The 23,232-nt window shown below is 68.6% G+C and carries 23 protein-coding genes; 16 read left to right on the top strand and 7 right to left on the bottom strand.

Features of this window, described 5'->3' with window-relative positions; genetic code table 11:
* Window positions 1-36 precede the first annotated feature (36 nt).
* The 3 genes from AC0KTM_RS03555 (at window position 37) to AC0KTM_RS03565 (ending at window position 3,470) form a co-directional block, all read left to right on the top strand.
* A complete protein-coding gene (locus tag AC0KTM_RS03555; RefSeq protein ID WP_225330496.1) occupies window positions 37-1,443 on the top strand; it encodes a cystathionine beta-synthase in 1,407 nt (468 codons plus the stop codon).
* A 114-nt stretch (window positions 1,444-1,557) separates the two neighbouring features.
* On the top strand, window positions 1,558-2,292 hold the full coding sequence (locus AC0KTM_RS03560; protein WP_225330495.1) for an RDD family protein: 735 nt from the start codon (window positions 1,558-1,560) through the stop codon (window positions 2,290-2,292).
* A gap of 11 nt (window positions 2,293-2,303) precedes the next feature.
* A complete protein-coding gene (locus tag AC0KTM_RS03565) occupies window positions 2,304-3,470 on the top strand; it encodes a cystathionine gamma-synthase (protein ID WP_225330494.1) in 1,167 nt (388 codons plus the stop codon).
* Window positions 3,471-3,544: 74 nt separating this feature from the next.
* On the opposite strand, the gene greA is transcribed toward AC0KTM_RS03565, so the two are convergent.
* Both greA and AC0KTM_RS03575 read right to left on the bottom strand, forming a co-directional pair.
* Entirely contained in the window at window positions 3,545-4,039 is a 495-nt protein-coding gene (greA, locus tag AC0KTM_RS03570) for a transcription elongation factor GreA (RefSeq protein ID WP_007168983.1), read from the bottom strand.
* Between the two features lie 218 nt (window positions 4,040-4,257).
* Window positions 4,258-4,692 carry a DUF4307 domain-containing protein gene (locus tag AC0KTM_RS03575; RefSeq protein ID WP_225330493.1) on the bottom strand — a complete coding sequence of 145 codons (435 nt, stop codon included), beginning with the start codon at window positions 4,690-4,692 and terminating at the stop codon, window positions 4,258-4,260.
* A 112-nt stretch (window positions 4,693-4,804) separates the two neighbouring features.
* Here AC0KTM_RS03575 and mca point away from each other — a divergent pair, with 112 nt between their 5' ends.
* The 4 genes from mca (at window position 4,805) to AC0KTM_RS03595 (ending at window position 8,450) form a co-directional block, all read left to right on the top strand.
* Window positions 4,805-5,677 carry a mycothiol conjugate amidase Mca gene (gene mca, locus AC0KTM_RS03580; protein ID WP_225330492.1) on the top strand — a complete coding sequence of 291 codons (873 nt, stop codon included), beginning with the start codon at window positions 4,805-4,807 and terminating at the stop codon, window positions 5,675-5,677.
* Window positions 5,674-5,988 (top strand): hypothetical protein, encoded by a 315-nt coding sequence (locus AC0KTM_RS03585; protein WP_225330491.1) that lies wholly within the window; start codon window positions 5,674-5,676, stop codon window positions 5,986-5,988. Before mca ends, AC0KTM_RS03585 begins: the two co-directional genes overlap by 4 nt.
* Window positions 5,975-7,990: a thioredoxin domain-containing protein gene (locus AC0KTM_RS03590; protein ID WP_238958197.1), complete on the top strand. Its 2,016-nt coding sequence runs from the start codon at window positions 5,975-5,977 to the stop codon at window positions 7,988-7,990. Before AC0KTM_RS03585 ends, AC0KTM_RS03590 begins: the two co-directional genes overlap by 14 nt.
* 76 nt (window positions 7,991-8,066) lie before the next feature.
* A complete protein-coding gene (locus AC0KTM_RS03595) occupies window positions 8,067-8,450 on the top strand; it encodes a nuclear transport factor 2 family protein (protein WP_225328074.1) in 384 nt (127 codons plus the stop codon).
* Window positions 8,451-8,457: 7 nt separating this feature from the next.
* Here the strand turns inward: AC0KTM_RS03595 and trhA are convergent, their stop codons facing one another.
* Window positions 8,458-9,231 (bottom strand): PAQR family membrane homeostasis protein TrhA, encoded by a 774-nt coding sequence (trhA, locus tag AC0KTM_RS03600; RefSeq protein WP_225328075.1) that lies wholly within the window; start codon window positions 9,229-9,231, stop codon window positions 8,458-8,460.
* 181 nt (window positions 9,232-9,412) lie between these two features.
* On the opposite strand from trhA, the gene AC0KTM_RS03605 reads away from it, so the two are divergent.
* Both AC0KTM_RS03605 and AC0KTM_RS03610 read left to right on the top strand, forming a co-directional pair.
* A complete protein-coding gene (locus AC0KTM_RS03605) occupies window positions 9,413-10,201 on the top strand; it encodes a (2Z,6E)-farnesyl diphosphate synthase (RefSeq protein ID WP_225328076.1) in 789 nt (262 codons plus the stop codon).
* Between the two features lie 157 nt (window positions 10,202-10,358).
* Window positions 10,359-10,784 carry a hypothetical protein gene (locus tag AC0KTM_RS03610; protein ID WP_238958196.1) on the top strand — a complete coding sequence of 142 codons (426 nt, stop codon included), beginning with the start codon at window positions 10,359-10,361 and terminating at the stop codon, window positions 10,782-10,784.
* Window positions 10,785-10,790: 6 nt separating this feature from the next.
* Here AC0KTM_RS03610 and coaA read toward each other — a convergent pair whose 3' ends face one another.
* Entirely contained in the window at window positions 10,791-11,729 is a 939-nt protein-coding gene (gene coaA, locus AC0KTM_RS03615) for a type I pantothenate kinase (RefSeq protein WP_225328078.1), read from the bottom strand.
* A gap of 115 nt (window positions 11,730-11,844) precedes the next feature.
* Here coaA and glyA point away from each other — a divergent pair, with 115 nt between their 5' ends.
* The 5 genes from glyA (at window position 11,845) to AC0KTM_RS03640 (ending at window position 18,096) form a co-directional block, all read left to right on the top strand.
* Window positions 11,845-13,125 carry a serine hydroxymethyltransferase gene (glyA, locus tag AC0KTM_RS03620; protein WP_238958388.1) on the top strand — a complete coding sequence of 427 codons (1,281 nt, stop codon included), beginning with the start codon at window positions 11,845-11,847 and terminating at the stop codon, window positions 13,123-13,125.
* Between the two features lie 119 nt (window positions 13,126-13,244).
* The gene (locus tag AC0KTM_RS03625) at window positions 13,245-14,072 is read left to right on the top strand and encodes an acyl-ACP desaturase (RefSeq protein WP_238958195.1); all 828 of its coding nucleotides are present in this window, start codon (window positions 13,245-13,247) and stop codon (window positions 14,070-14,072) included.
* A gap of 245 nt (window positions 14,073-14,317) precedes the next feature.
* Entirely contained in the window at window positions 14,318-15,619 is a 1,302-nt protein-coding gene (locus tag AC0KTM_RS03630) for a PhoH family protein (protein WP_238958194.1), read from the top strand.
* Window positions 15,620-15,707: 88 nt separating this feature from the next.
* Window positions 15,708-16,583, top strand: a complete 876-nt coding sequence (locus AC0KTM_RS03635) for a polysaccharide deacetylase family protein (protein WP_238958193.1) — start codon at window positions 15,708-15,710, stop codon at window positions 16,581-16,583.
* A gap of 49 nt (window positions 16,584-16,632) precedes the next feature.
* Window positions 16,633-18,096: an adenylate/guanylate cyclase domain-containing protein gene (locus AC0KTM_RS03640; protein WP_238958192.1), complete on the top strand. Its 1,464-nt coding sequence runs from the start codon at window positions 16,633-16,635 to the stop codon at window positions 18,094-18,096.
* Window positions 18,097-18,103: 7 nt separating this feature from the next.
* Here AC0KTM_RS03640 and AC0KTM_RS03645 read toward each other — a convergent pair whose 3' ends face one another.
* From AC0KTM_RS03645 to glpX, 3 genes are read right to left on the bottom strand one after another with little or no spacing between them, the layout of a single operon-like run.
* Entirely contained in the window at window positions 18,104-19,084 is a 981-nt protein-coding gene (locus tag AC0KTM_RS03645; protein ID WP_238958191.1) for a hypothetical protein, read from the bottom strand.
* Between the two features lie 52 nt (window positions 19,085-19,136).
* Window positions 19,137-20,555 (bottom strand): class II fumarate hydratase, encoded by a 1,419-nt coding sequence (locus AC0KTM_RS03650; RefSeq protein WP_238958190.1) that lies wholly within the window; start codon window positions 20,553-20,555, stop codon window positions 19,137-19,139.
* Window positions 20,556-20,586: 31 nt separating this feature from the next.
* On the bottom strand, window positions 20,587-21,666 hold the full coding sequence (gene glpX / locus AC0KTM_RS03655) for a class II fructose-bisphosphatase (RefSeq protein ID WP_157884935.1): 1,080 nt from the start codon (window positions 21,664-21,666) through the stop codon (window positions 20,587-20,589).
* A 55-nt stretch (window positions 21,667-21,721) separates the two neighbouring features.
* Here glpX and AC0KTM_RS03660 point away from each other — a divergent pair, with 55 nt between their 5' ends.
* Together AC0KTM_RS03660 and AC0KTM_RS03665 are read left to right on the top strand one after the other, a co-directional pair.
* The gene (locus tag AC0KTM_RS03660) at window positions 21,722-22,423 is read left to right on the top strand and encodes a DUF4245 domain-containing protein (protein WP_472414970.1); all 702 of its coding nucleotides are present in this window, start codon (window positions 21,722-21,724) and stop codon (window positions 22,421-22,423) included.
* An 11-nt stretch (window positions 22,424-22,434) separates the two neighbouring features.
* Window positions 22,435-23,232 (top strand): dienelactone hydrolase family protein, encoded by a 798-nt coding sequence (locus tag AC0KTM_RS03665; RefSeq protein ID WP_472414971.1) that lies wholly within the window; start codon window positions 22,435-22,437, stop codon window positions 23,230-23,232.

The raw sequence follows: 23,232 nt of genomic DNA on the forward strand, positions 1-23,232 counted from the left end.
GTGCGCCGTGCGAAACCGCCTGAGACGATGTGACGCATGCGGATCGCGCAGCACATCAGTGACCTCATCGGCGGCACGCCGCTGGTGCGCCTGAACTCCGTCGTACCCGACGGTGCCGGCATCGTGGCGGCCAAGGTCGAATACCTCAACCCCGGCGGCAGCTCGAAGGACCGGATCGCGGTGAAGATGATCGACGCCGCCGAGGCCAGCGGACAGCTGCGGCCCGGCGGCACCATCGTCGAACCCACCTCGGGCAACACCGGCGTCGGGCTGGCCCTGGTCGCCCAGCACCGCGGCTACAAATGTGTGTTCGTCTGCCCGGACAAGGTCAGCGAGGACAAGCGCAACGTGCTGATCGCGTACGGCGCCGAGGTCGTGGTGTGCCCGACGGCCGTGCCCCCCGACCACCCGGACAGCTACTACAGCGTCTCCGACCGGCTGGTCACCGAAATCGATGGCGCGTGGAAGCCGGACCAGTACGCCAACCCGGAGGGCCCGGCCAGCCACTACGCCACCACCGGCCCGGAGATCTGGGCCGACACCGACGGCAAGGTCACCCATTTCGTCGCCGGCATCGGCACCGGCGGCACGATCACCGGCGCGGGCCGCTACCTCAAGGAGATATCGAACGGGGCCGTGCGCATCATCGGCGCCGACCCCGAGGGGTCGGTCTATTCGGGCGGAACCGGCCGGCCCTATCTGGTGGAGGGCGTCGGCGAGGACTTCTGGCCGCAGGCCTACGACCGCACGGTGCCCGACGAGATCATCGCCGTGTCCGACTCCGACTCGTTCGACATGACCCGGCGCCTGGCCCGCGAGGAAGCGATGCTGGTCGGCGGGTCGTGCGGGATGGCGGTCGTCGCCGCGCTGCGCGTCGCCGAGCAAGCCGGACCCGACTCGCTCGTCGTGGTGCTGCTGCCCGACGGCGGGCGGGGCTACATGTCGAAGATCTTCAACGACGCCTGGATGTCGTCGTACGGGTTCCTGCGCAGTCGGCTCGACGGGTCGACGGAGCAGTCCAGGGTCGGCGACGTGTTGCGCCGCAAGTCCGGTGCGCTGCCCGACCTGGTGCACACCCACCCGTCCGAGACGGTGCGCGACGCCATCGGCATCCTGCGCGAGTACGGGGTGTCCCAGATGCCGGTGGTCGGCGCCGAGCCTCCCGTGATGGCGGGGGAGGTCGCCGGCAGCGTCTCCGAACGCGAACTGCTCTCGGCCGTCTTCGAGGGCCGGGCGAAACTGGCCGACGCGGTCGCGCAGCACATGAGCCCCCCGTTGCCGATGATCGGCGCGGGCGAGTTGATCAGCGCGGCGGGCACGGCGTTGCGCGACTGGGACGCGTTGATGGTGGTCGAGGAGGGCAAACCGGTGGGCGTGATCACCCGCTATGACCTGCTGGGCTTCCTTTCCGACGGGCCCCGCGGACTGAGCGGGCGCCGGTAGCGCGCGGTGCTGGGCGGGTGATGCGCGTCTCGCCCGGGCGTGAAACGCTCAGGTACGGTAATTCGGCCCAATCGAGCCAAAGATGTCCAGCTGTTCCGCAGTGGAAGGTTGCCCATGACCGATCAACCGCCGCCCGGCGGCGCTTACCCGCCGCCTCCCTCGTCGCCCGGTCCCTCCGGTGGGCAGCAGCCGCCGTCCGGCGCCCAGCCGTTCCCGCCCCCTCCTTCGGCGCCCGCCGGCGGGTCCTACCCGCCGCCGCCACCGCCGCCCGGTGGGTCCTACCCGCCGCCACCGCCGTCGTCTGGTGGCTACGCGCCGCCGCCGCCGGGACCGGCGATCCGCACCCTGCCGACGCAGGAGTACACGCCGTGGCTCACCCGCGCGCTGGCGTTCGTCATCGACATCCTCCCGTACGTCGTCGTGCACGGCATCGGCACCGCGATCCTGCTCGCCACGCAGCAGACGGCCTGCATCACCGACGTCACCCAGTACGCCGTCAACCAGTACTGCGCCACCCAGAACTCGACCCTCGGCATGGTCGCCCAGTGGTTGGCGTCGATCGTCGGGCTGTTCTACCTGATCTGGAATTACGGCTACCAGCAGGGCACGACCGGGTCCAGCGTCGGCAAATCGGTGATGAAGTTCAAGGTGGTCAGCGAGGTCACCGGCCAACCCCTCGGCTTCGGCATGTCCGTGGTGCGCGCGCTGGCGCACTTCATCGACGCGATCATCTGCTTCATCGGTTTCCTTTTCCCGCTGTGGGATTCGAAGCGCCAGACGTTGGCGGACAAGATCATGACGACCGTGTGCCTGCCGATCGACGGCGCCGAAAGGCCGCCCGTCACCTAGGCTGATCGTCGATGAGCGACGACCGCAACCCACACCCCGAGTTCACCGGACTGGCCACCAAGGCGATTCACTCCGGCTATCGGCCGGATCCGGCGACGGGAGCGGTCAACGCCCCGATCTACGCCAGCAGCACCTTCGCCCAGGATGGCGTCGGCGCACTGCGGGGCGGATTCGAATACGCCCGCACCGGCAACCCGACCCGCGCCGCGCTGGAGGCCGCGCTGGCCGCCGTCGAGGAGGGCGCCCACGGGCGGGCCTTCGCGTCGGGTATGGCCGCCACCGACTGCGCCCTGCGGGCAGTGCTGAGGCCGGGCGACCACGTGGTGATCCCGAATGACGCCTACGGCGGCACGTTCCGGCTGATCGACAAGGTCTTCACCCACTGGAACGTCGAATACACGCCCGTCGCGCTGCACGAGCTGGACGCCGTCGCCGCCGCGATCACGCCGCGAACCCGGATGATCTGGGTGGAAACCCCGACCAACCCGTTGCTGTCCATCGCCGATATCGCCGCCATCGCGGATCTGGGCGCGCGGCATTCGGCGAAAGTGTTGGTGGACAACACGTTTGCTTCCCCCGCGCTGCAGCAGCCGCTGACGCTGGGGGCGGACATCGTGCTGCACTCCACCACCAAATACATTGGCGGACATTCCGACGTGGTGGGCGGCGCGCTGGTCACCAACGACCGGGAGCTGGACGACGCGTTTGGTTTTCTGCAGAACGGGGCCGGCGCGGTGCCCGGCCCGTTCGACGCCTACCTGACGATGCGCGGCCTGAAGACCCTTGTGCTGCGCATGCAGCGGCACAGCGAAAACGCCACGGCCGTAGCGGAATTCCTCGCCGGCCATCCCGCGGTGAGCGCGGTGCTGTATCCCGGTCTGCCCTCGCACCCCGGGCACGAGGTCGCCGCGCGGCAGATGCGCGGGTTCGGCGGCATGGTGTCGGTGCGCATGCGGGGCGGCCGGGCAGCGGCCCGGGATCTGTGCGCCAACACCAAGGTGTTCATCCTGGCCGAATCGCTGGGTGGGGTCGAGTCGCTGATCGAGCACCCCAGCGCGATGACGCATGCGTCGACGGCGGGGTCGCAATTGGAAGTGCCCGACGACCTGGTGCGGCTGTCGGTCGGCATCGAGGACGCCGCCGACCTGCTGGCCGACCTCGAGCAGGCGCTGGCCTAGCACGCCGAGCAGAGCCAGAATCGCACGCGCTGCGCGCGTTTAGTGCGATTCTGCGTCTGCTCGCGAGAAAGCGATCAGGAGTGGTACGGCTCCGCGCTGACGAGGGTGACCTCGACGGTGTTGCCGTTGGGCACCACGTAGCTGCGGGTCTCGCCGACCTTGGCGTCGATCAGGGCGCCGCCCAGCGGTGAGTTCGGCGAGTACACCTCGAGCTTGCCGTCGTTGACGCCTTCTTGGCGGGTTGCGATGAGGAACGTCTCGGTGTCGGACTTGTCGCCGTTGTAGTAGACCTTCACCACCGATCCGGGCAGCGCCACCCCGGACTGCTTGGGCGCCTCGCCGACCTTGGCGTTGTTGAGCAGATCCTGCAGCTGGCGAATCCGGGCCTCCTGCTGGCCCTGCTCTTCGCGGGCGGCGTGGTAGCCGCCGTTTTCGCGCAGGTCGCCCTCCTCGCGGCGGTCGTTGATCTCCGCGGCGATGACCGGACGATTCGCGATCAGCTGGTCGAGCTCGGCCTTGAGTCGGTCATGTGACTCTTGGGTCAGCCAGGTCACCGAAGTGTCCGTCATCTCGTCGTGCTCCTCGTATGTTGTTCCGCGAGTTCGCGTAAGTCCTGTTGACTCCGCCGTCGAAAGCGTGCGGGTCCATCCCCGTGTGCTGCGGCGCCGATCTGCTGACGGCCGCTAATGCAGCAACACGGTCCCAACCGGAACCGTGCATTCACCCATGTTACCACCGCGCAAACAGTTGATGACTCCATATTCGCTGTTCGGGGTCGATGGCAGGGTCAGGACGGGCGCAGGTAGGCGGGCACATCGGTGCCGCAGCCATAGATGTCGGCGACCGCCGGCGGCTCGGAGGATTTGACCGTCGTCGTCACTTGCACCGTGGCCGCGTCGGACGGCGGGACCAGCAGCTCGCGCCGTCCCGTCTCGCTGCCGTCGGCGGCGCGGACCCGCACGATGCAGTCCACCGGCCGCGACGGATCCGATCGGGTCACGCTGATCGTGATCGACGCCGTCTGGTCGTCGACCACCCGGTAACCGGCCAGCGTCCCCTTGACGTCACTGGTGCCGAACCGGTGGTAACCGATCGCGGCCACGGCCAGTCCGGCCGCAACGACCAGCACACCCAGCGCGACGATCACCCATCGCCGGGGGATGCGCGACAGCCGGGAACGCCCGTAGCGGGCCTCCGGACGCGGAGCGGGGGTATCGGTCATGCGTGGTTATACCTGGTTGTCGGCTGCCTGGCACCGGCCGACAGCATGCAACGATGTGGAACTGGAATTATAGGGTCAGACCGGGCGACCACCAGAGGTGACAAGGGAGCACGTGAGCGAATTGCGGTTGATGGCGGTGCACGCCCACCCCGACGACGAATCCAGCAAGGGCGCGGCCACTCTGGCCCGCTACGCGGATGAGGGCCATCGGGTGCTGGTGGTGACGTTGACCGGCGGTGAGCGCGGCGACATCCTCAACCCGGCGATGGATCTGCCCGAGGTGCACGGGCACATCGCCGAAATCCGCCGCGACGAGATGGCCAAGGCCGCTGAGATCCTCGGCGTGGAGCACACCTGGCTCGGCTTCGTCGACTCCGGATTGCCCAAGGGCGACCCGCCGCCGCCGCTGCCCGAGGGGTGTTTCGCGCTGGTGCCGCTGGAGGAGTCGGTCGAGGCGCTGGTGCGCGTCGTACGCGAGTTCCGCCCGCACGTGATGACCACGTACGACGAAAACGGCGGCTACCCGCATCCCGATCACATTCGCTGCCACCAGGTTTCGGTCGGCGCCTTCGAGGCGGCCGGCGACTATCGGCGTTTCCCGGACGCCGGTGAGCCGTGGACGGTGTCGAAGCTCTACTACAACCACGGCTTCCTGCGGGCCCGGATGCAGTTGCTGCACGACGAGGCCCTCAAGCACGGTCACGAACCGCCGTTCAAGAAGTGGCTCGAGCACTGGGACGCCGCGCACGACCCGTTCGAGTCCCGGGTCACCACGCGCGTCGAGTGCTCGGCCTATTTCAGCCAGCGCGACGACGCGCTGCGGGCGCACACCACGCAGATCGACCCCGACCACGACTTCTTCGCGGCTCCCATCGAATGGCAGCAACGTCTTTGGCCCACCGAGGAATTCGAGTTGGCCCGCTCGCGGGTCCCGGTCCGGCTGCCCGAGGACGACCTGTTCGCCGGGATCGAGACGGACGCGTGAACCACGTCGTTCTCCTCGCGAGCGCCGCCGGCTGGCAGGCCGACAACGCGCCGCAGCACGGGCCCGACTTCGGCAAGGCCAGCCCGGTCGGGCTGCTCATCGTCGTATTGCTGGTGATCGCCACGCTGTTCCTCATCCGGTCGATGAACCGGCAGCTGAAGAAGGTGCCGGAGTCGTTCGATCCCAAGCATCCCGAGCCGGACCAGGCCGCGGACGAGGGCACCGACGCCGTCGACCCGGGCTTTGGGCAGACCCCGGATCAGGCGGACGGATCGCCGCGACCCCCGGGATCCGGCGATGAGCCAGGCTGACCCGCCCGCCACGAACACCCTGGGGCTGGCCACCAGTCCGTATCTGCGCCAGCACGCCGACAACCCGGTGCACTGGCAGCAGTGGACACCGCAGGCGCAGGCCGACGCCGCCGCCCGCGACGTGCCGATCCTGCTGTCGGTCGGGTACGCCGCCTGTCACTGGTGCCACGTCATGGCGCACGAGTCGTTCGAAGACCCCGACGTCGCCGCCGCGATGAACGCGGGATTCGTCTGCATCAAAGTCGACCGCGAGGAACGGCCCGACATCGACGCGGTGTACATGAACGCCACGGTCGCCCTCACCGGGCAGGGCGGGTGGCCGATGACGTGTTTCCTCACGCCCGATGGGCGGCCCTTCTTCTGCGGCACCTACTATCCGAAAGATGGCTTCCTGCAACTTCTTTCGGCCGTCTCCGCCACCTGGCGGGAGCGTCGCGGTGAGGTGGAGGAGGCGTCCGACCATATCGCCGGCGAGCTGCGCAAGATGGCTCCTGGTGTTCCGGGGGAGGGCCCTGCCGTGGCGCCCGACCTGTGTGACCACGCCGTCGCCTCCCTGCTCGAGGATGAGGACACCGTGCATGGCGGGTTCGGGGGTGCACCCAAGTTCCCGCCCTCGGCGCTGCTCGAGGCGCTGCTGCGCCACCACGAACGCACCGGATCGCCGGCGGCGCTGGACGCGGTGTCGCTTGCGGGCAACGCGATGGCGCGCGGCGGCATCTACGACCAGCTCGGCGGCGGCTTCGCCCGCTACAGCGTCGACAACGCTTGGGTGGTACCGCATTTCGAGAAGATGCTGTACGACAACGCGCTGCTGCTGCGCGCCTACGCGCACTGGGCCCGGCGTACCGGCGACCCGCTGGCGCGCCGAATCACCGACCAGACCGCTCGGTTCCTGCTCGCCGACCTCGCCGACGGTCCCATGTTCACCTCGTCGCTGGACGCCGACGCCGACGGCCGCGAGGGCTCGACCTATGTGTGGACACCGGAACAGCTGAACGACGCGCTCGGTCACGACGACAGCCGTTGGGCCGCAGAGGTTTTCGCGGTCACCCCGGCCGGCACGTTCGAGCACGGTGCCTCGGTGCTGCAGCTGCCCGCCGATCCGGAGGACCCGCAGCGGGCTGAACGTGTGCGGACGGAGTTGTTGATCGCCCGGCGCGGCCGGGTCCAGCCCGGCCGCGACGACAAGGTGGTCACCTCCTGGAACGGCCTGGCGATCACCGCGTTGGCCGAGGCCAGCGTGGCGTTGGACGAACCCGAATTCGCCCACGCCGCAAGCCGTTGCGCGCGCGCGTTGGTCGACCTGCACGTCGTCGATGGGCGGTTGCGGCGCGCCAGCCTGGGCGGCGTGGTCGGCGACAGCGTCGCCATCCTCGAGGACCACGCGATGCTGTCCACCGGGCTGCTGGCGCTCTACCAGCTGACCGGCGAGGCGGCCTGGTTGACAAGGGCGACCGATCTGCTGGACACCGCGTTGGCGCACTTCGCCGATAGGGAGCGGCCCGGCCGCTGGTTCGACACCGCCGACGACGCCGAGCAGCTGATGCTCCGGCCGGCCGACCCGCTGGACGGGGCGACCCCGTCGGGCGCGTCGTCGATCACCGAGGCGCTGCTGACAGCGGCGCATCTGGTCGACGGGGAGCGCGCCGAGCGGTACCTGCGGGCGGCCGACGACGCGCTGCGCGCGCACTCGGTCCTGCTGGAGCGCGCGCCGCGCTCGGCCGGGCATTGGCTGGCCGTCGCGGAGGCCGCGGTCCGCGGACCCCTGCAGATCGCGGTGGCCTGCGACCCGTCGCGCTCACCGCTGCTCGTCGAGGCGCGGCGGCTGGCGCCCGGCGGGGCGATCGTGGTGGGCGGGGAGGTGGATTCGTCGGCGCTGCTGGCCGGGCGCGACCGGGTGGCCGGCGCCGACGCCGCTTACGTGTGTCGTGGCCGGGTCTGCGACCTGCCGGTGACCCGCGCACCCGAACTGGCCGCCGCCCTGGGTGTTTTCGACGACTGAAGCCGATGGTGGTGACCCGCTGCGCCCGGCTGCGCCGCGCTGGCGCTCACCACTGGGCCGGGTTACCCTGCCTCCCATGCCGAATGCCGCCAAGACCGAAGCGATCAGAAGCACGGTCCACCGCTACATCGAACTGGTCGCCAAGGGCAGCGCCGATGACTTGGTCGAGTTGTACGCCGACGACGCCACGGTCGAAGACCCGGTCGGCGGCGAGGTGCACATCGGGCGCCAGGCGATCCACGGCTTCTACTCCGCGGTCGACAATCTGCAGCGCGAATGCGAACTGAAGACGCTGCGCGTGTGCGGCAACGAGGCGGCCTTCCAGTTCCGGCTGACCGTGACCGCCGGCGAGCACCGGATGGTGATCGAGCCGATCGATGTCATGGTCTTCGACGGCAGCGGGAAGATCGCCGCGATGAAGGCGTACTGGTCGCCCGACGACGACGTCGCCCAAAGCTAGGCGGCGGTCAAGCTCCCAGCAGCCAAGCGTGGTCTTGCGTGTAGAAGACGGCGAACCACATGGCGATGTAGTGCAGGATCGCCGCGACCGCGGTGAAGGCGTGGAAGAACTCGTGATAGCCGAACGTCCGCGGCCACGGGTCGGGCCAGCGTAAGCCGTAGAAAATCCCGCCGACGCTGTAGAACACACCGCCCACGGCCAGCAGCACCATCGCGGCCACCCCGGCCTGGTGCAGGATCGTCGGGGCGTACCAGATCGCCACCCAGCCCAGCAGCAGGTAAAGCGGTACGCCCAGCCAGCGTGGCGCCGTCGGCCAGCACACCTTCAGCGCGATGCCCGCCAGCGCGCCGCCCCACACGATGCACAGCACCACCACTCCGGTCTCCTGCGGCATGACCAACCGCGCGAACGGCGTGTAGCTGCCGGCGATGAAGATGAAGATCATCGAGTGGTCGAGCCGCTTCATCCGGATCCGGGCCAGGTCTGACTTCCAGTGCACCCGGTGATAGGTCGCGCTGACCGCGAACAGCGCCACGGTGCACGCGGCGTAGATCAGCGTCGAATGACCGGCGCGGGGCGAGGAGGCCGCCCACGACACCGACACCAGCGTGGCGCCGGCGATGATCGCCAACCACGCCGAGTAGAAGTGGATCCAGCCGCGCAGCCGGGGTTTGCCCAAAACATTGGCGGCACCTTCTGCGAGTCGCTCGACGGTGTTGCCTGGTGCGATGGGCTCGGGTTCGCGTTCCGGATGCGGGACGGTGCGGGTCTGGCTGCTCATGTCTCCTGTGTTGTGTCTCTGCAACTGGGGACGCCGATGGCCACGGTGCCATGGGCGGGTGTAACAGCCAGAGTAGCCAGGGATGGTTACGGCGCAGTGTCGACTTCTCGGCCGGCTGCTCATATGACCGGCCGAAATTGCAAGCCGGAATCCATTGCGCCTGGCAGTAGGGTGTGTGTTCGTGGAAATCATCCCGCGGCGACTCAAAGAACCGCTGTATCGGATCTACGAGATGCGGCTGCGGCAGGGGTTGACCGCTTCCAAGTCGGAACTGCCCCGCCACATCGCGGTGCTGTGCGACGGAAACCGGCGCTGGGCGCGCGACGCGGGATACGACGACGTGAGCTACGGCTACCGGATGGGTGCCCTCAAGATCGCCGAGATGCTGCGCTGGTGCCAGGAGGCCGGCATCGAGATGACCACCGTGTACCTGCTTTCCACCGAGAACCTGCAGCGGGATCCCGAGGAGCTGGCCGGGCTCATCGAAATCATCACCGACGTCGTCGAGGAGATCTGCGCGCCGGCCAATCGCTGGAGCGTGCGCACCGTCGGCGACCTCGAGCTGCTCGGCGAGCAACCGGCCCGCCGACTGCGCGAGGCGGTGGAATCCACGCCGGTCGTGGCGCCCTTCCACGTCAACGTCGCCGTCGGCTACGGCGGCCGTCGCGAGATCGTCGACGCGGTGCGGTCCCTGCTGAGCAAGGAACTCGCCAACGGCGCGACCGCCGAGGAGCTGATCGACACGGTCACCGTCGATGCGATCTCGGAAAACCTCTACACCTCCGGTCAGCCGGATCCCGACCTGGTGATCCGCACCTCCGGCGAGCAACGGCTCTCCGGTTTCCTGCTGTGGCAAAGCGCGTACTCGGAGATGTGGTTCACCGAGGCGCACTGGCCCGCCTTCCGCCGGGTCGACTTCCTGCGCGCGCTGCGCGACTACAGCCAGCGGCATCGCCGCTACGGCAAATAGGGCCTCGCCGCCGCTGCGCCTTGTGACTCGTGGGGCGGCTGATCCCGCCGGACTGGCGCGTGTCAAATATTTACCCGATAACGGGAATAGCCGGGTGAACCACCTCGTCGTTGTATCCGTGGCAATAGCCAACACCGCCATCGCGAGGAGTAATCACATGATGTCTGTCTCTGGTGTATCGGGCCTCACCACACGGCCCCTCTATGACGCGACCGACTCGCTGTTGCGTTTTGCCGTGCGCGCCGACGCGACCCTGACCGGGTTGTTCGGCTTGGCCGTCGCTTTCCTCGCCGACCCGCTCTCGTCGCTGACCGGCCTGACGTCCTTCGAGGATTACGCCGTGGGGGCCTCCTTCGTGATCTACGGCCTCGTGGTGTTCAGCCTCGGGGCGTTGCCGGACCTGCGCAGCGTCGGTATCGGCGTCATCGTGGCCAACGTCTTCTTCACGCTGGCCTCGATCGTGGCGGCCGAGGCATTGCCGCTGACCGTCACCGGGGCCGCGCTAACGCTGGCCGGCGGCGCGTACACGGCGGCGTTCGCCGCGTTGCAATACCTGGGAGTGCGTCGGCTCGAGACTGCCTAGTCGCGCCTAAAGTTTGCGCAGCCGCAGCCGGTTGATGGAGTGGTCGGCGTCCTTGCGCAGCACCAGCGTGGCGCGCGGCCGGGTGGGCAGAATGTTCTCGACCAGGTTGGGGCGGTTGATGGAGCGCCAGATCTCGCGCGCGGCGGCGACGGCCTTGGTGTCGTTGAGCGCGGCGTAGTGGTGGAAGTGCGACTCGGGATCGGCGAAGGCGGTGCTGCGCATGGCCAGGAACCGCGAGATGTACCACTGCTCAATGTCTTCGATCCGCGCGTCCACGTACACGCCGAAGTCGAACAGGTCCGACACCATCAGGGTCGGACCGGTCTGCAAAACGTTGAGGCCCTCCAGGATCAAGATGTCCGGATGGCGCACCACGTGCTTGGCCCCGGGGATGACGTCGTATTTCAAATGCGAATACACCGGCGCGCACGCGTAGTCGGAGCCCGACTTGACCGACGTCACGAACCGCATCAGCGCCCGACGGTTATAGCTTTCCGGAAAACCTTTGCGGTGCATCAGGTTTCGCCGGTCCAACTCTGCGTTCGAGTACAGGAACCCGTCGGTGGTCACCAGGTCCACCCGGGGGTGATGGTCCCAGCGCGCCAACAGCGCCTGCAGCACACGGGCGGTCGTCGACTTGCCGACCGCCACGCTGCCGGCGACCCCGATGATGAACGGCACGGGCCGGTCCGGATTTTGCTGAGGCTCGCCCAGGAACTCCGCGGTGGCGGCGAACAACCGCTGGCGGGCCGCGACCTGAAGGTGAATCAGCCGGGCGAGGGGCAGATAGACCTCTTCGACCTCGAGCAAGTCGATTTGTTCGCCCAGACCGCGCAGGCCGACCAGTTCCTCCTCGGTGAGGGCCAGCGGCGTCGACATACGAAGCGCACGCCATTGCTTTCGGTCGAACTCCACATAAGGGCTCGGCTCGCTAAGCCGCGGCATAGTGCAAGTGTTGCAGGAGCGCCGAAAAGCCCGACGGCTGGGCTGGCCAAAAGTCGCCGCTGGATAGACTGGCGCCGTGACTGCTGCACCTGACGCCCGCGCCGCGACCTCTGTGATGTCCGCCCCCCTCGCCGAGGTCGACCCCGACATCGCCGCGCTGCTGGGCCAGGAGTTGGGCCGCCAGCGCGACATGCTGGAAATGATCGCGTCGGAGAACTTTGTTCCGCGCTCGGTGTTGCAAGCCCAGGGCAGCGTGCTGACCAACAAGTACGCCGAGGGCCTGCCCGGGCGCCGCTACTACGGCGGCTGCGAGTACGTCGACGTCGTGGAGAACATCGCCCGCGATCGGGCCAAGGCGCTCTTCGGCGCCGACTTCGCCAACGTGCAGCCGCATTCGGGCGCCCAGGCCAACGCCGCCGTGCTGCACGCGCTGATGTCACCGGGGGAGCGGCTGCTGGGGCTGGACCTGGCCAACGGCGGCCACCTGACGCACGGCATGAAGCTGAACTTCTCCGGCAAGCTCTACGAGAACGGGTTCTACGGGGTCGACCCGACGACGCATCTCGTCGACATGGACGCGGTGCGCGCCAAGGCGCTGGAATTTCGCCCCAAGGTGATCATCGCCGGCTGGTCGGCCTACCCGCGGATCCTCGACTTCGCGGCGTTCGCCGCGATCGCCGACGAGGTCGACGCCAAGCTCTGGGTGGACATGGCGCACTTCGCGGGCCTGGTCGCGGCCGGCTTGCACCCCTCGCCGGTGCCGCACGCCGATATCGTGTCGACCACCATCCACAAGACGCTCGGCGGCGGCCGCTCGGGCATGATCCTGGGCAAGCAGCAATACGCCAAGGCGATCAACTCGGCCGTGTTCCCCGGCCAGCAGGGCGGTCCGCTCATGCACGTGATCGCGGGCAAGGCCGTCGCGCTGAAGATCGCGAGCACCCCCGAATTCGTCGAGCGACAGCAGCGGACGCTGTCGGGCGCCCGCATCCTCGCCGAGCGGCTGCTGGCCGCCGATGTCGCGAAGGCCGGTGTGTCGGTGGTCAGCGGCGGCACCGACGTGCACCTGGTGCTGGTGGATCTGCGCAACTCCCCGCTCGACGGCCAGGCCGCCGAGGACTTGCTGCACGAGGTCGGCATCACCGTCAACCGCAACGCCGTGCCCAACGATCCGCGGCCGCCGATGGTCACGTCGGGCCTGCGGATCGGCACGCCCGCCCTGGCCACCCGTGGCTTCGGCGACGCCGAGTTCAGCGAGGTTGCCGACGTCATCGCCACCGCCCTGGCGGCCGGCAGCTCGGCCGACGTGTCGGGCCTGCGGCAGCGCGTGACACGGCTGGCCCAGGAGTTTCCGCTGTACGAGGGCCTCGAAGACTGGGCGCTGGTCGGCCGCTAACCGGCGGCGACGCCGCCCTGACGGCCCGGCCGGGCCGGGTTCGAGGATCAAGGTCAGCACTTGTTCCGACACGACCCCGGCGATTTCATGAACCTGTGTACGCGGGTTACAGTTATCTCATGGCACAGAGACCCGTCGCTAACGCGCTGACCCTGGAACTCGAGCCGGTCGTCGAAGCGAACATCGACCGCCACCTGTCCACCGAAGAACTCTGGTTCGCGCACGACTACGTGCCGTTCGAACGGGGCGAGAACTTCGCATTCCTCGGCGGACGCGACTGGGAACCCTCGTCGGCGACGCTGCCCCGGCCGCTGACGGATGCCTGCGAGATCATGCTGCTGCTCAAGGACAACCTGGCCGCCCACCACCGCGAGCTGGTCGAGCACTTCATCCTGGAGGACTACTGGGGCCGCTGGATCGGCCGATGGACCGCCGAGGAGCATCTGCACGCCATCGCGCTGCGCGAGTACCTGGTGGTGACCCGGGAGGTCGACCCGACCGCCAACGAAGAGGCCCGCGTCCAGTACGTGATGAAGGGCTACCGCGCCGACACCTACTCGCAGGTGGAAACCCTGGTGCACCTGGCGTTCACCGAACGCACCCACGCCGTGTTCTGCGAGAACCTGGCCGCCAAGCTCGAGGAGCCCATCCTGGCCGGGCTGGTCGACCGGATCGCGCGCGACGAGCGGCGGCACGAAGTGTTCTTCTCCAACCTCATCGCGCACTGCCTGGACTACACCCGCGACGAGACGATCGCGGCGATCGCCGCCCGCGCGGCCGACCTGAAGGTGCCCGGCGCCGACATCGACGCGTATGCGGACAAGGTGCAGAACGTCGCCGACGCAGGCATTTTCGGTCCGGAGCAGCTGCGGCAGGCGATCTCCGACCGCATCACCGCATGGGGGCTCGCGGACGAGCCCGCCCTGCGGCAATTCATCGTCGGCTGAGCCGGCTGCCCGCTCCCCGCTGATCCCTCCGCGGGGTTGCCGCGGCTTGTCGTGTCGGCGCGCCTGCACAGCGGGCGGACGGCCACGGGAGTAGCGTCGTTCCCGATGGTCAGCGTCAAGCTCTGCTGCCAGGGCGGCACCTCCCGTCACCACAACGGAAGGACCGGCCCCGGTCCTGGTGCTGCGGTTCCCGTCGACATGCCTGTGCGGGTCCGCGCGGGCTCATCCCGCTCGAGGAGCGCTACGTGACCGATATCCGGACCTACGTGATCGACACTTCCGTGCTGCTGTCCGACCCGTGGGCGTGCAGTCGGTTCGCCGAGCACGAGGTGGTTGTTCCGTTGGTGGTGATCAGCGAGCTGGAGGCCAAACGCCACCACCACGAGCTGGGATGGTTCGCCCGCCAGGCGTTGCGCCTGTTCGACGATCTTCGGCTTGTGCACGGCCGCCTGGATCAGCCCATTCCCGTTGGGACACAAGGCGGTACGCTCCACGTCGAACTCAACCACACGGACCCGGCGGTGCTGCCCGCCGGCTTCCGCGGCGACAACAACGACTGCCGGATCCTGAGTTGCGCCGCCAACCTCGCCGCCGAAGGCAAACGAGTCACGTTGGTCAGCAAGGACATTCCGCTTCGGGTCAAGGCCGCCGCGGTGGGGCTGGCCGCCGACGAGTACCACGCGCAAGACGTCGTGGCCTCCGGATGGTCGGGCATGCGCGAGATCGAAACCGCCACCGACGATATCGATGCCCTGTTCACCGACGGTGAGATCGATCTGGCCGAAGCCCGAGACCTGCCCTGCCACACCGGCATTCGGCTTCTCGGTGGTAGCTCCCACGCGCTGGGCAGGGTCAACGCGGACAAGCGCGTTCAGCTGGTCCGCGGTGACCGCGAAGTGTTCGGACTGCGCGGGCGGTCCGCCGAACAACGGGTCGCCCTGGACCTGCTGCTCGACGAGTCGGTCGGCATCGTGTCGCTGGGCGGCAAGGCCGGCACCGGCAAGTCGGCGCTCGCGTTGTGCGCCGGCCTGGAGGCCGTGCTGGAGCGGCGGACCCAGCGCAAGGTGGTGGTCTTCCGCCCGCTGTACGCCGTCGGCGGCCAGGAGTTGGGGTACCTGCCCGGCAGCGAGAGCGAAAAGATGGGGCCGTGGGCGCAGGCCGTTTTCGACACCCTCGAGGGCCTGGCCAGCCCGGCGGTGCTCGAGGAAGTGCTGTCCCGCGGCATGCTCGAAGTGCTGCCGCTGACCCACATCCGGGGCCGGTCGCTGCACGACTCGTTCGTCATCGTCGATGAGGCGCAGTCGCTGGAGCGCAACGTTTTGCTGACCGTGCTGTCCCGGCTGGGCACCGGGTCGCGGGTGGTCCTGACCCACGACATCGCTCAGCGCGACAACCTGCGGGTGGGGCGCCACGACGGGGTCGCGGCCGTGATCGAGAAGCTCAAGGGCCATCCGCTGTTCGCCCACATCACCCTGCTGCGCAGCGAGCGGTCGCCGATCGCCGCGCTGGTCACCGAGATGCTCGAGGAGATCGCCGGACCGCACTGAGCGTTTTCGCCGCGAAACTGTATTCCACTACCGTTTCACCCGCGAAACGCGTCGCTGGTTGCAGTCTCGCGGTGAGTAGGCTCTTACCGTGGCGAAACGACCCGACACTTTGGCCTGGCGCTACTGGCGCACGCTGGTCGGTGTCGTCGCGGCCGTCGCGGTCCTGGTGATCGGCGGGCTGACCGGTCACGTGACACGCGCCGACGACCTGTCCTGCGCGGTCATCAAATGCGTCGCGCTGACCTTCGACGACGGCCCCGGCCCCTTCGACGAGCGGCTGCTGCACGTCCTGAAGGACAACGACGCCAAGGCCACGTTCTTTCTGATCGGCAACAAGGTGGCCGCCAACCCGGCGGGGGCCAAGCGCATCGCCGACGCGGGGATGGAAATCGGCAGCCACACCTGGGAACACCCCAACATGACGACCATCCCGCGGGAGGACATCGCCGCGCAGTTCTCCAAGGCGAATGACGCCATCACCGCCGCGACGGGCCGCACGCCGACGTTGTACCGGCCCGCGGGCGGATTGTCCGACCCGGTGGTGCGCCAGACCGCCGGTCAATTCGGGCTGGCCGAAATCCTTTGGGACGTCATCCCTTTCGATTGGGCCAACGACTCGAATACGGCGGCGACGCGATCCATGCTGATGACCTACATCAAACCGGGTTCGGTGGTGTTGTTCCATGACACCTACTCAAGCACCGTCGATCTGGTGTATCAGTTCATCCCGGTGCTCAAGGCCAACGGCTACCGGCTGGTGACGGTCAGCGAACTGCTGGGACCACGCGCGCCCGGCAGCAGTTACGGCGGCCGGGAGAACGGCCCACCCGTCAACGGTCTGCGCGACATCCCCGCCGGTGATATCCCCACGCTGCCCGACACGCCCTCACCCAAGCCGATGCCCAACTTCCCGATCACCGACATCCCCGGGCAGAACTCCGGCGGGCCGAACAACGGTGCCTAGCGCCAACGTCGGGCCCGCCGCGAAAGGACGAAAGTCCGCTCGACGGTGGATGTTTCACTACGGGCTCGACCTGAGCCTGTCCTATGTCCTGGCCGTCGTCGAAGCGGCCGCCATCTTGATCCCCCTGCGCGGCCACACGTCCGTCGCGGCCAACGACGACTTCGCGCGGCACAGCACGGCGCCGGTGGCGCTGCTGATCGTGTTGGGCATCATCGGCGTCTCGGTGTCCGGCGCCCTGAGCCTGGCTCCCACGCTGCGCTGGTTTGTGGCGGGCGACGAACCGACACCGGAACAGCGCGAGGCCGTGATGAAGCTGGCCGGGCGCCAGTCGGCGATCCTGGTGACGGCCTGGGCGCTGAGCGGCGGAACCTTCATCCTGCTGAATCTGGGTGGTGGGGCCCGGCTGCTGCTGCCCATCGTGCTCGGCGTGGTGCTCGGCGGCTCCGCCGCCGCCGGCACGGGGATGCTGCTCGCGCAGCGCACCATGCGCCCCATCATGCGGGCCGCTACGCTGGGCGCCGAGCCGCGGCTGGCCGTGCCGAGTGTGTACGCGCGACTGGTTCTGCTGTGGTTTCTGTGCAGCGCGTTTCCCATCGCGGTCATCGCGTCGCTGATCGTCCTCCGCTCCTACGGGTGGCTGATCGAGAAGTCGGCATCGTTGGACGTGCCGATCCTGGTGGTGTCGCTGGCGGCGCTGGTGCTGGGGCTGCCGACGATGATCCTGACGTCTCGGTCCATCTCGGACCCCATCGGCGAGGTCGTCGACGCCATGGCGGAGGTCGAACACGGCCGCATGGAGACCTACGTCGGCGCCTACGAACGCTCCCAAATCGGGCGGCTGCAAACAGGATTCAACCGAATGGTGGCCGGGCTCGCCGAGCGTGACCGGCTGCGTGACCTGTTCGGGCGCCACGTTGGGGCCGACGTCGCGCAGCGCGCCGTCGAAGAGGGAGCGTCCCTGTCCGGCGACGTGGTCGAAGCGGCGGTGCTGTTCATCGACCTGGTGGGTTCCACGCAGCTCGCGGAAAACCGCCCGCCGCAAGAGGTTGCCGAGGTGCTCAACGACTTCTTCCGGATCGTCGTCAACGCCGTCGACGAACACCACGGGATGATCAACAAATTCGCCGGTGACGCCGCGCTGGCCGTGTACGGGGTGCCGTTGCCGACGAGCGAGCCGGCGTCCTCGGCCCTGGCGACAGCCCGTGCACTGGCCACGCAACTGCGGCGGTTGCCGGTCGATTTCGGCGTCGGCGTCTCCGCGGGGCGCGTTTTCGCCGGCAACGTCGGCGCCGAGAACCGGTACGAATACACCGTGATCGGCGACGCCGTCAACGAGGCCGCGCGGCTGGCCGACCTCGCCAAGACTTCCGATCGGCGAATCCTGTGCTCGGCGGCCGCCATCGAGGCGGCCGGTGAGGCCGAACGCGGGCACTGGGCCGAATGCTATTCCACCGTGTTGCGGGGGCGATCCGAGGCCACGCACGTCTCGGCGCCGACGGCCCCGGCCGGTTAGGGCCGCGTCAGGACTTCGAGACCTTCAGCGCGGCAATGATTTTGCCGACGAGGTCCGCCGACGCGGTGTCACCGATGGGTGTGCTGCCGATGAACACGGTGACCGGTTTGGTGTCGACCGCGATGATGCTGACCGAGTCGCCTTTGACGTTGCGGGTGGGGTCGGCGATCGTGACGTCGGCGTCGGCCCGCACCGCCTTGGTCCCGTCCACGGTGATCGACGACGTCTTGACCGGTCCCAGCGTGGGTGCCGCGTTGGCATACCCGGGTCCGTTGACCACGCACTGCATCAGTTTGGTGGCTTGCGCCGTGAGGTCCATGCTGGCAACGAAATTGGTGACGGCGACCTCGGCCGTCATCATCCATTGATTGGCGCCGGGCACGTCCTGGGCGACGCCGAGTCCGCCGATCAGGTTGGGGCCCTGGTCATCCGAGAACACCGTCCACCCGGAGGGCGCCGCGCCGGCCGGGAACGAAAGCTTGCCGGCGGCGATCGAGTCGCTGCGGGGCATCTCACCGCCGGACACATTCGGCGTGCAATCGGTGGCGTTTTGCGCCGAATTCCTCGGTTGCGAGACCGACGTGCTCGTCGACGGCGGCGCGGCGCTCGACGGCTTCTTGCCGTGGCCGCCCTTCATCACCACGAGGGTGGCCACCAGCGCGATCACGGCCAGCGCGACCACACCGGCGACGATCAACCACGGCAGCTTCGAGCCACCGGGGGGACGCCCCGGCGGGTAGGGGCCGCCAGGCGGGAATGGTTGTCCCGGTGGGGGATACTGCGGGCTCTGGTACGGGTTGGCGGGGCCGCCCGGCGGCGGATACGGGTACGGGCCGCCCGGCGGATAGGCGTACGGACCGCCCTGCGGGTAAGGGCCCTGCGGGTAGGGGCCGCCGGCCGGCGGCTGGCCGCGCCAATTCGGGTCCTGCCCATACGGATTGCTTCCGTAAGGCCCCTGACCGTAGGGGCCGCCGGGAGGAGCCGTCATGGAAAAACCACCCTTACTCTTCGTCGACCGCCGTCACCGCATGACGGCCAGCCTAGTCTTTCGGCTTGACCTCGTCTTGGACGCGGGCCATGGCCAGCACGTCGAGGCGGCGGTCGAGCTCCTCGATCGACAGCTTGTCGCCGATCAGGCCGCGGTCGATCACGGTCTGGCGAATCGTCTTGCGCTCCTTGAGGGCTTGCTTGGCCACCGCGGCGGCCTCCTCGTAGCCGATCGCCGAGTTCAGCGGCGTCACGATGGACGGCGACGATTCGGCGAGCTCCCGCAGGTGCTCGACGTTGGCCGCCAGGCCGCTGATGCAGCGCTCGGCGAACAGCTTCGACACGTTGGTCAGCAGCTTGAACGACTCGAGAATGTTGCGGGCCATCATCGGGATGTACACGTTGAGCTCGAACGCACCGGACAGGCCGCCGACGGCCACCGCGGCATCGTTGCCGATCACCTGCGCGGCGACCTGCGTAACCGCTTCGGGGAGAACCGGATTCACCTTGCCCGGCATGATCGAGCTGCCCGGCTGCAGGTCGGGCAGCTGGATCTCGGCCAGGCCGGTCAGCGGGCCCGACCCCATCCAGCGGACGTCGTTGGCGATCTTGGTCAGCGAGACGGCGATGGTGCGCAGCGCCCCGGACGCCTCGACCAGCCCGTCGCGCGCGGCCTGGGCCTCGAAGGAGTTTGCCGCCGTGCGCAATTCGCTCAGGCCGGTGGAGGCGATCAACGTTTCGACCACCTTGGCGCCGAAGCCGTCGGGAGCGTTCAGGCCGGTGCCCACCGCGGTCCCGCCGATCGCCAGCTCACCCAGTCGGGGCAGCGTGGCGCGCACCCGCTCGATGCCCGCCTCGATCTGGCGGGCGTACCCGCTGAATTCCTGGCCGAGCGTCACGGGAACGGCGTCCATCAGGTGGGTGCGGCCCGACTTGACCACGGTGTGCCATTCGCGGGCCTTGCCCGCCAGCGCGTCGTGCAGCACCTCGAGCGCCGGAATGAGGTGGCGCACGGCGGCTTCGGTGGCCGCGATGTGGGTTGCGGTCGGGAAGGTGTCATTGGACGACTGCGACATGTTGACGTCGTCGTTGGGGTGCACCGTGACACCATTGGCCCCCGCGATGCTGGCGATCACCTCGTTGGTGTTCATGTTGGAGCTGGTGCCCGAACCGGTCTGGAAGACGTCGATGGGGAACTGGTCGTCGTGGCGGCCGTCGGCGATCTCGGCGGCCGCGGCGATGATCGCGTCGGCCTTCTCCGGAGCGAGCAGCCCGAGGTCCTTGTTGACCTGCGCGCAGGCGCCCTTCAGCAGGCCCAAGGCACGGATCTGGGTGCGCTCCAGGCCCCGGCCCGAAATCGGAAAGTTCTCGACCGCACGCTGGGTTTGCGCGCGCCACAACGCTTTTGCGGGGACGCGGACCTCCCCCATGGTGTCGTGCTCGATGCGATACTCGGTGTCATCCGTGGCCATAGAGTGCTGGCTTCCTCGTTCTTCGAAGTGGTCAGGGCAGGGGATAGGCGGCAGAACTGTCGCCGGTGAAGTCGATGGCGGAGTATTCGTTGAGCTTCGAAAGCCGGTGGTAGGCCTCGATCATCCGGACGGTGCCCGACTTCGACCGCATGACGATCGATTGGGTGGTGCAGCCACCGGGGTAGTACTGCACGCCCTTGAGCAGGTCGCCGTTGGTGACGCCGGTGGCGCAGAAGAAGACGTTGTCACCGGACACGAGGTCCTCGGTGGTCAGGATCTGATCGAGGTCGTAGCCGGCGTCGATGGCCTTTTGGCGTTCCTCATCGTCGGTGGGGGCCAACTGCGCCTGGATGGCGCCACCCATGCACCGGATCGCGGCGGCGGCGATGATGCCTTCGGGGGTGCCGCCGATCCCGGCCAGCATGTCGGTGCCCGAGTGCGGCCGGCAGGCCGAGATCGCGCCGGCGACGTCGCCGTCGGTGATCAGCCGGATGCGGGCTCCGGTGGCCCGGACGTCTTCGATCAGCTGGGCGTGCCGCGGCCGGTCCAGGATGCACACGGTCATGTCGCGCACCGACAGCGCCTTCACCTTGGCGACGGCCTTGATGTTCTCGGCGATCGGCGCGGTGATGTCGAGCACGTGCGCGGCCTCGGGGCCGACGGCGATCTTGTTCATGTAGAACACCGCCGACGGGTCGAACATCGCGCCGCGGTCGGCCACCGCCAGCACGGAGATGGCGTTGGGCATGCCCTTGCTCATCAGCGTGGTGCCGTCGATCGGGTCGACGGCGAAATCGCACTCCGCGCCGTCGCCGTTGCCGACCTCTTCGCCGTTGTAGAGCATCGGCGCGTGGTCCTTCTCACCCTCGCCAATGACGACCACGCCGCGCATCGACACCGAGTTGACCAGCTCGCGCATCGCGTCGACGGCTGCCCCGTCGCCGCCCTCTTTGTCGCCGCGGCCGACCCAGCGTCCGGCGGCCATGGCGCCGGCCTCGGTGACGCGGACCAGTTCCAAGGCCAGGTTGCGGTCTGGCGCCTCACCGCGCGGCCGCGCCTGCGCTGGAGCCCGGCCGTTGGCGGTGGACGAGCGGTCGCCCTCAACTGTCATGGTTGCTGATTGTCCCAGAAGCGGATCGGTCCGCTGGAACTGGGATACTCGGGGGATGACCGAGAAGCCGCCGCTGAATGCCAGCTCGGACGGCTCTGTGGCCGACGAGCCGGCTCCGGCCGCTGGCCCCGCGCCGCGGCCGGCGAAGCCCCGGCTGCTGCAGGACGGCCGCGACATGTTCTGGTCGCTGATTCCGCTGGTGATCGGCTGCGTGGTGCTGGCCGGCCTGCTGGGCATGTGTTCGTTTCAGCTCGACAGGCACCAGGGCCCCATCCCGTCCTATGACGCCGCGGCGGCCCTGCGGGCGGACGCCGCGACGCTCGGCTTTCCCATCCGGCAACCGCAACTGCCCAGCGGCTGGCAGGCCAACTCCGGGCACCGCGGCGGGATCCCCAACGGGCGATCCGACCCCGCGACGGGCCAACGGGTGAACGCACCCCTCTCGGTGGTCGGATACATCAGCCCGAGCGGGATGTATCTGAGCCTGACCCAGAGCAACGCCGACGAGGACAAGCTGATCAATTCGATCCATCCGTCGGCATACCCGACCGGGGCGGTCGATGTCGCCGGGACCAACTGGGTCGTCTATCAGGGTTCCCGCGAAGGCGGCGCGGACGCCGAGGCGGTGTGGACGACCCGGCTCAGCGGTCCGGGCGGCGCGACGCAGATCGCGATCACCGGCGCCGGAAACAGCGATCAGTTTCGTACGCTGGCCTCGGCGACGCAATCGCAGCTGCCGCTGCCGACACGCCGATAGAAGGGACCCGCGTGACCGCTCCAGAGGCCGATCTGTCCGGATGGTCGGCGGCGCCGTTCAGCGGTGGCGGCTACACGCACGACGTCTACCGCAAGGGCGCCGGCCCCGGCGTGGTGTTGATCCCCGAGATCCCTGGGATTTACCCCGGTGTGCTGGCCTTGGGTAATCACTTGGTGGACAACGGCTTTACCGTCGCCATGCCGTCACTATTCGGCCAGCCGGGCACGCCAAGGACGTTCGGTTCCATCGCGGCGACCACCGCCAGGGCTTGTGTGACAAGGGAGTTCGCGGCGTTTGCGACCAACAAACATCGGCCGGTGGCGTCGTTCCTGCGCGCGCTGGCGCGCGACCTCAACGCCTCGACTCCGGGCAGGGGTGTCGGCGTCATCGGCCAATGCTTCACCGGTGGATTCGCGCTGGCCGCCGCGGTCGACGACAGCGTGCTGGCCCCGGTGCTTTCGCAGCCGTCGATTCCCGTGGCGCTGGGCGCCGCGCGTCGCCGCGATCCCGGCCTGAGCGAGTCCGAGCTGACCACCGTGGCCGACCGCTGCGCCAACGACGGCTTGTGCGCCATGGGATTACGATTCAGCGAGGACAAGCTGGCGCCGGGCGAACGGTTCGCGACGCTCAAGGAGCGCCTCGGCGACGCCTTCGAGGTGATCGACATCGATTCGGGGCCCGGCAATCAGCACGGTTTCGGCAAGATGGCGCATTCGGTGCTCACCGACGAGGTCCGCGAAGTCGACGGACACCCCGCCTACGAGGCCCGCAAACGGGTGGTCCAATTCCTCACCGAGCGACTCACCTAG

The organism is Mycobacterium sp. NTMscope_Eco_3 (assembly GCF_976985685.1).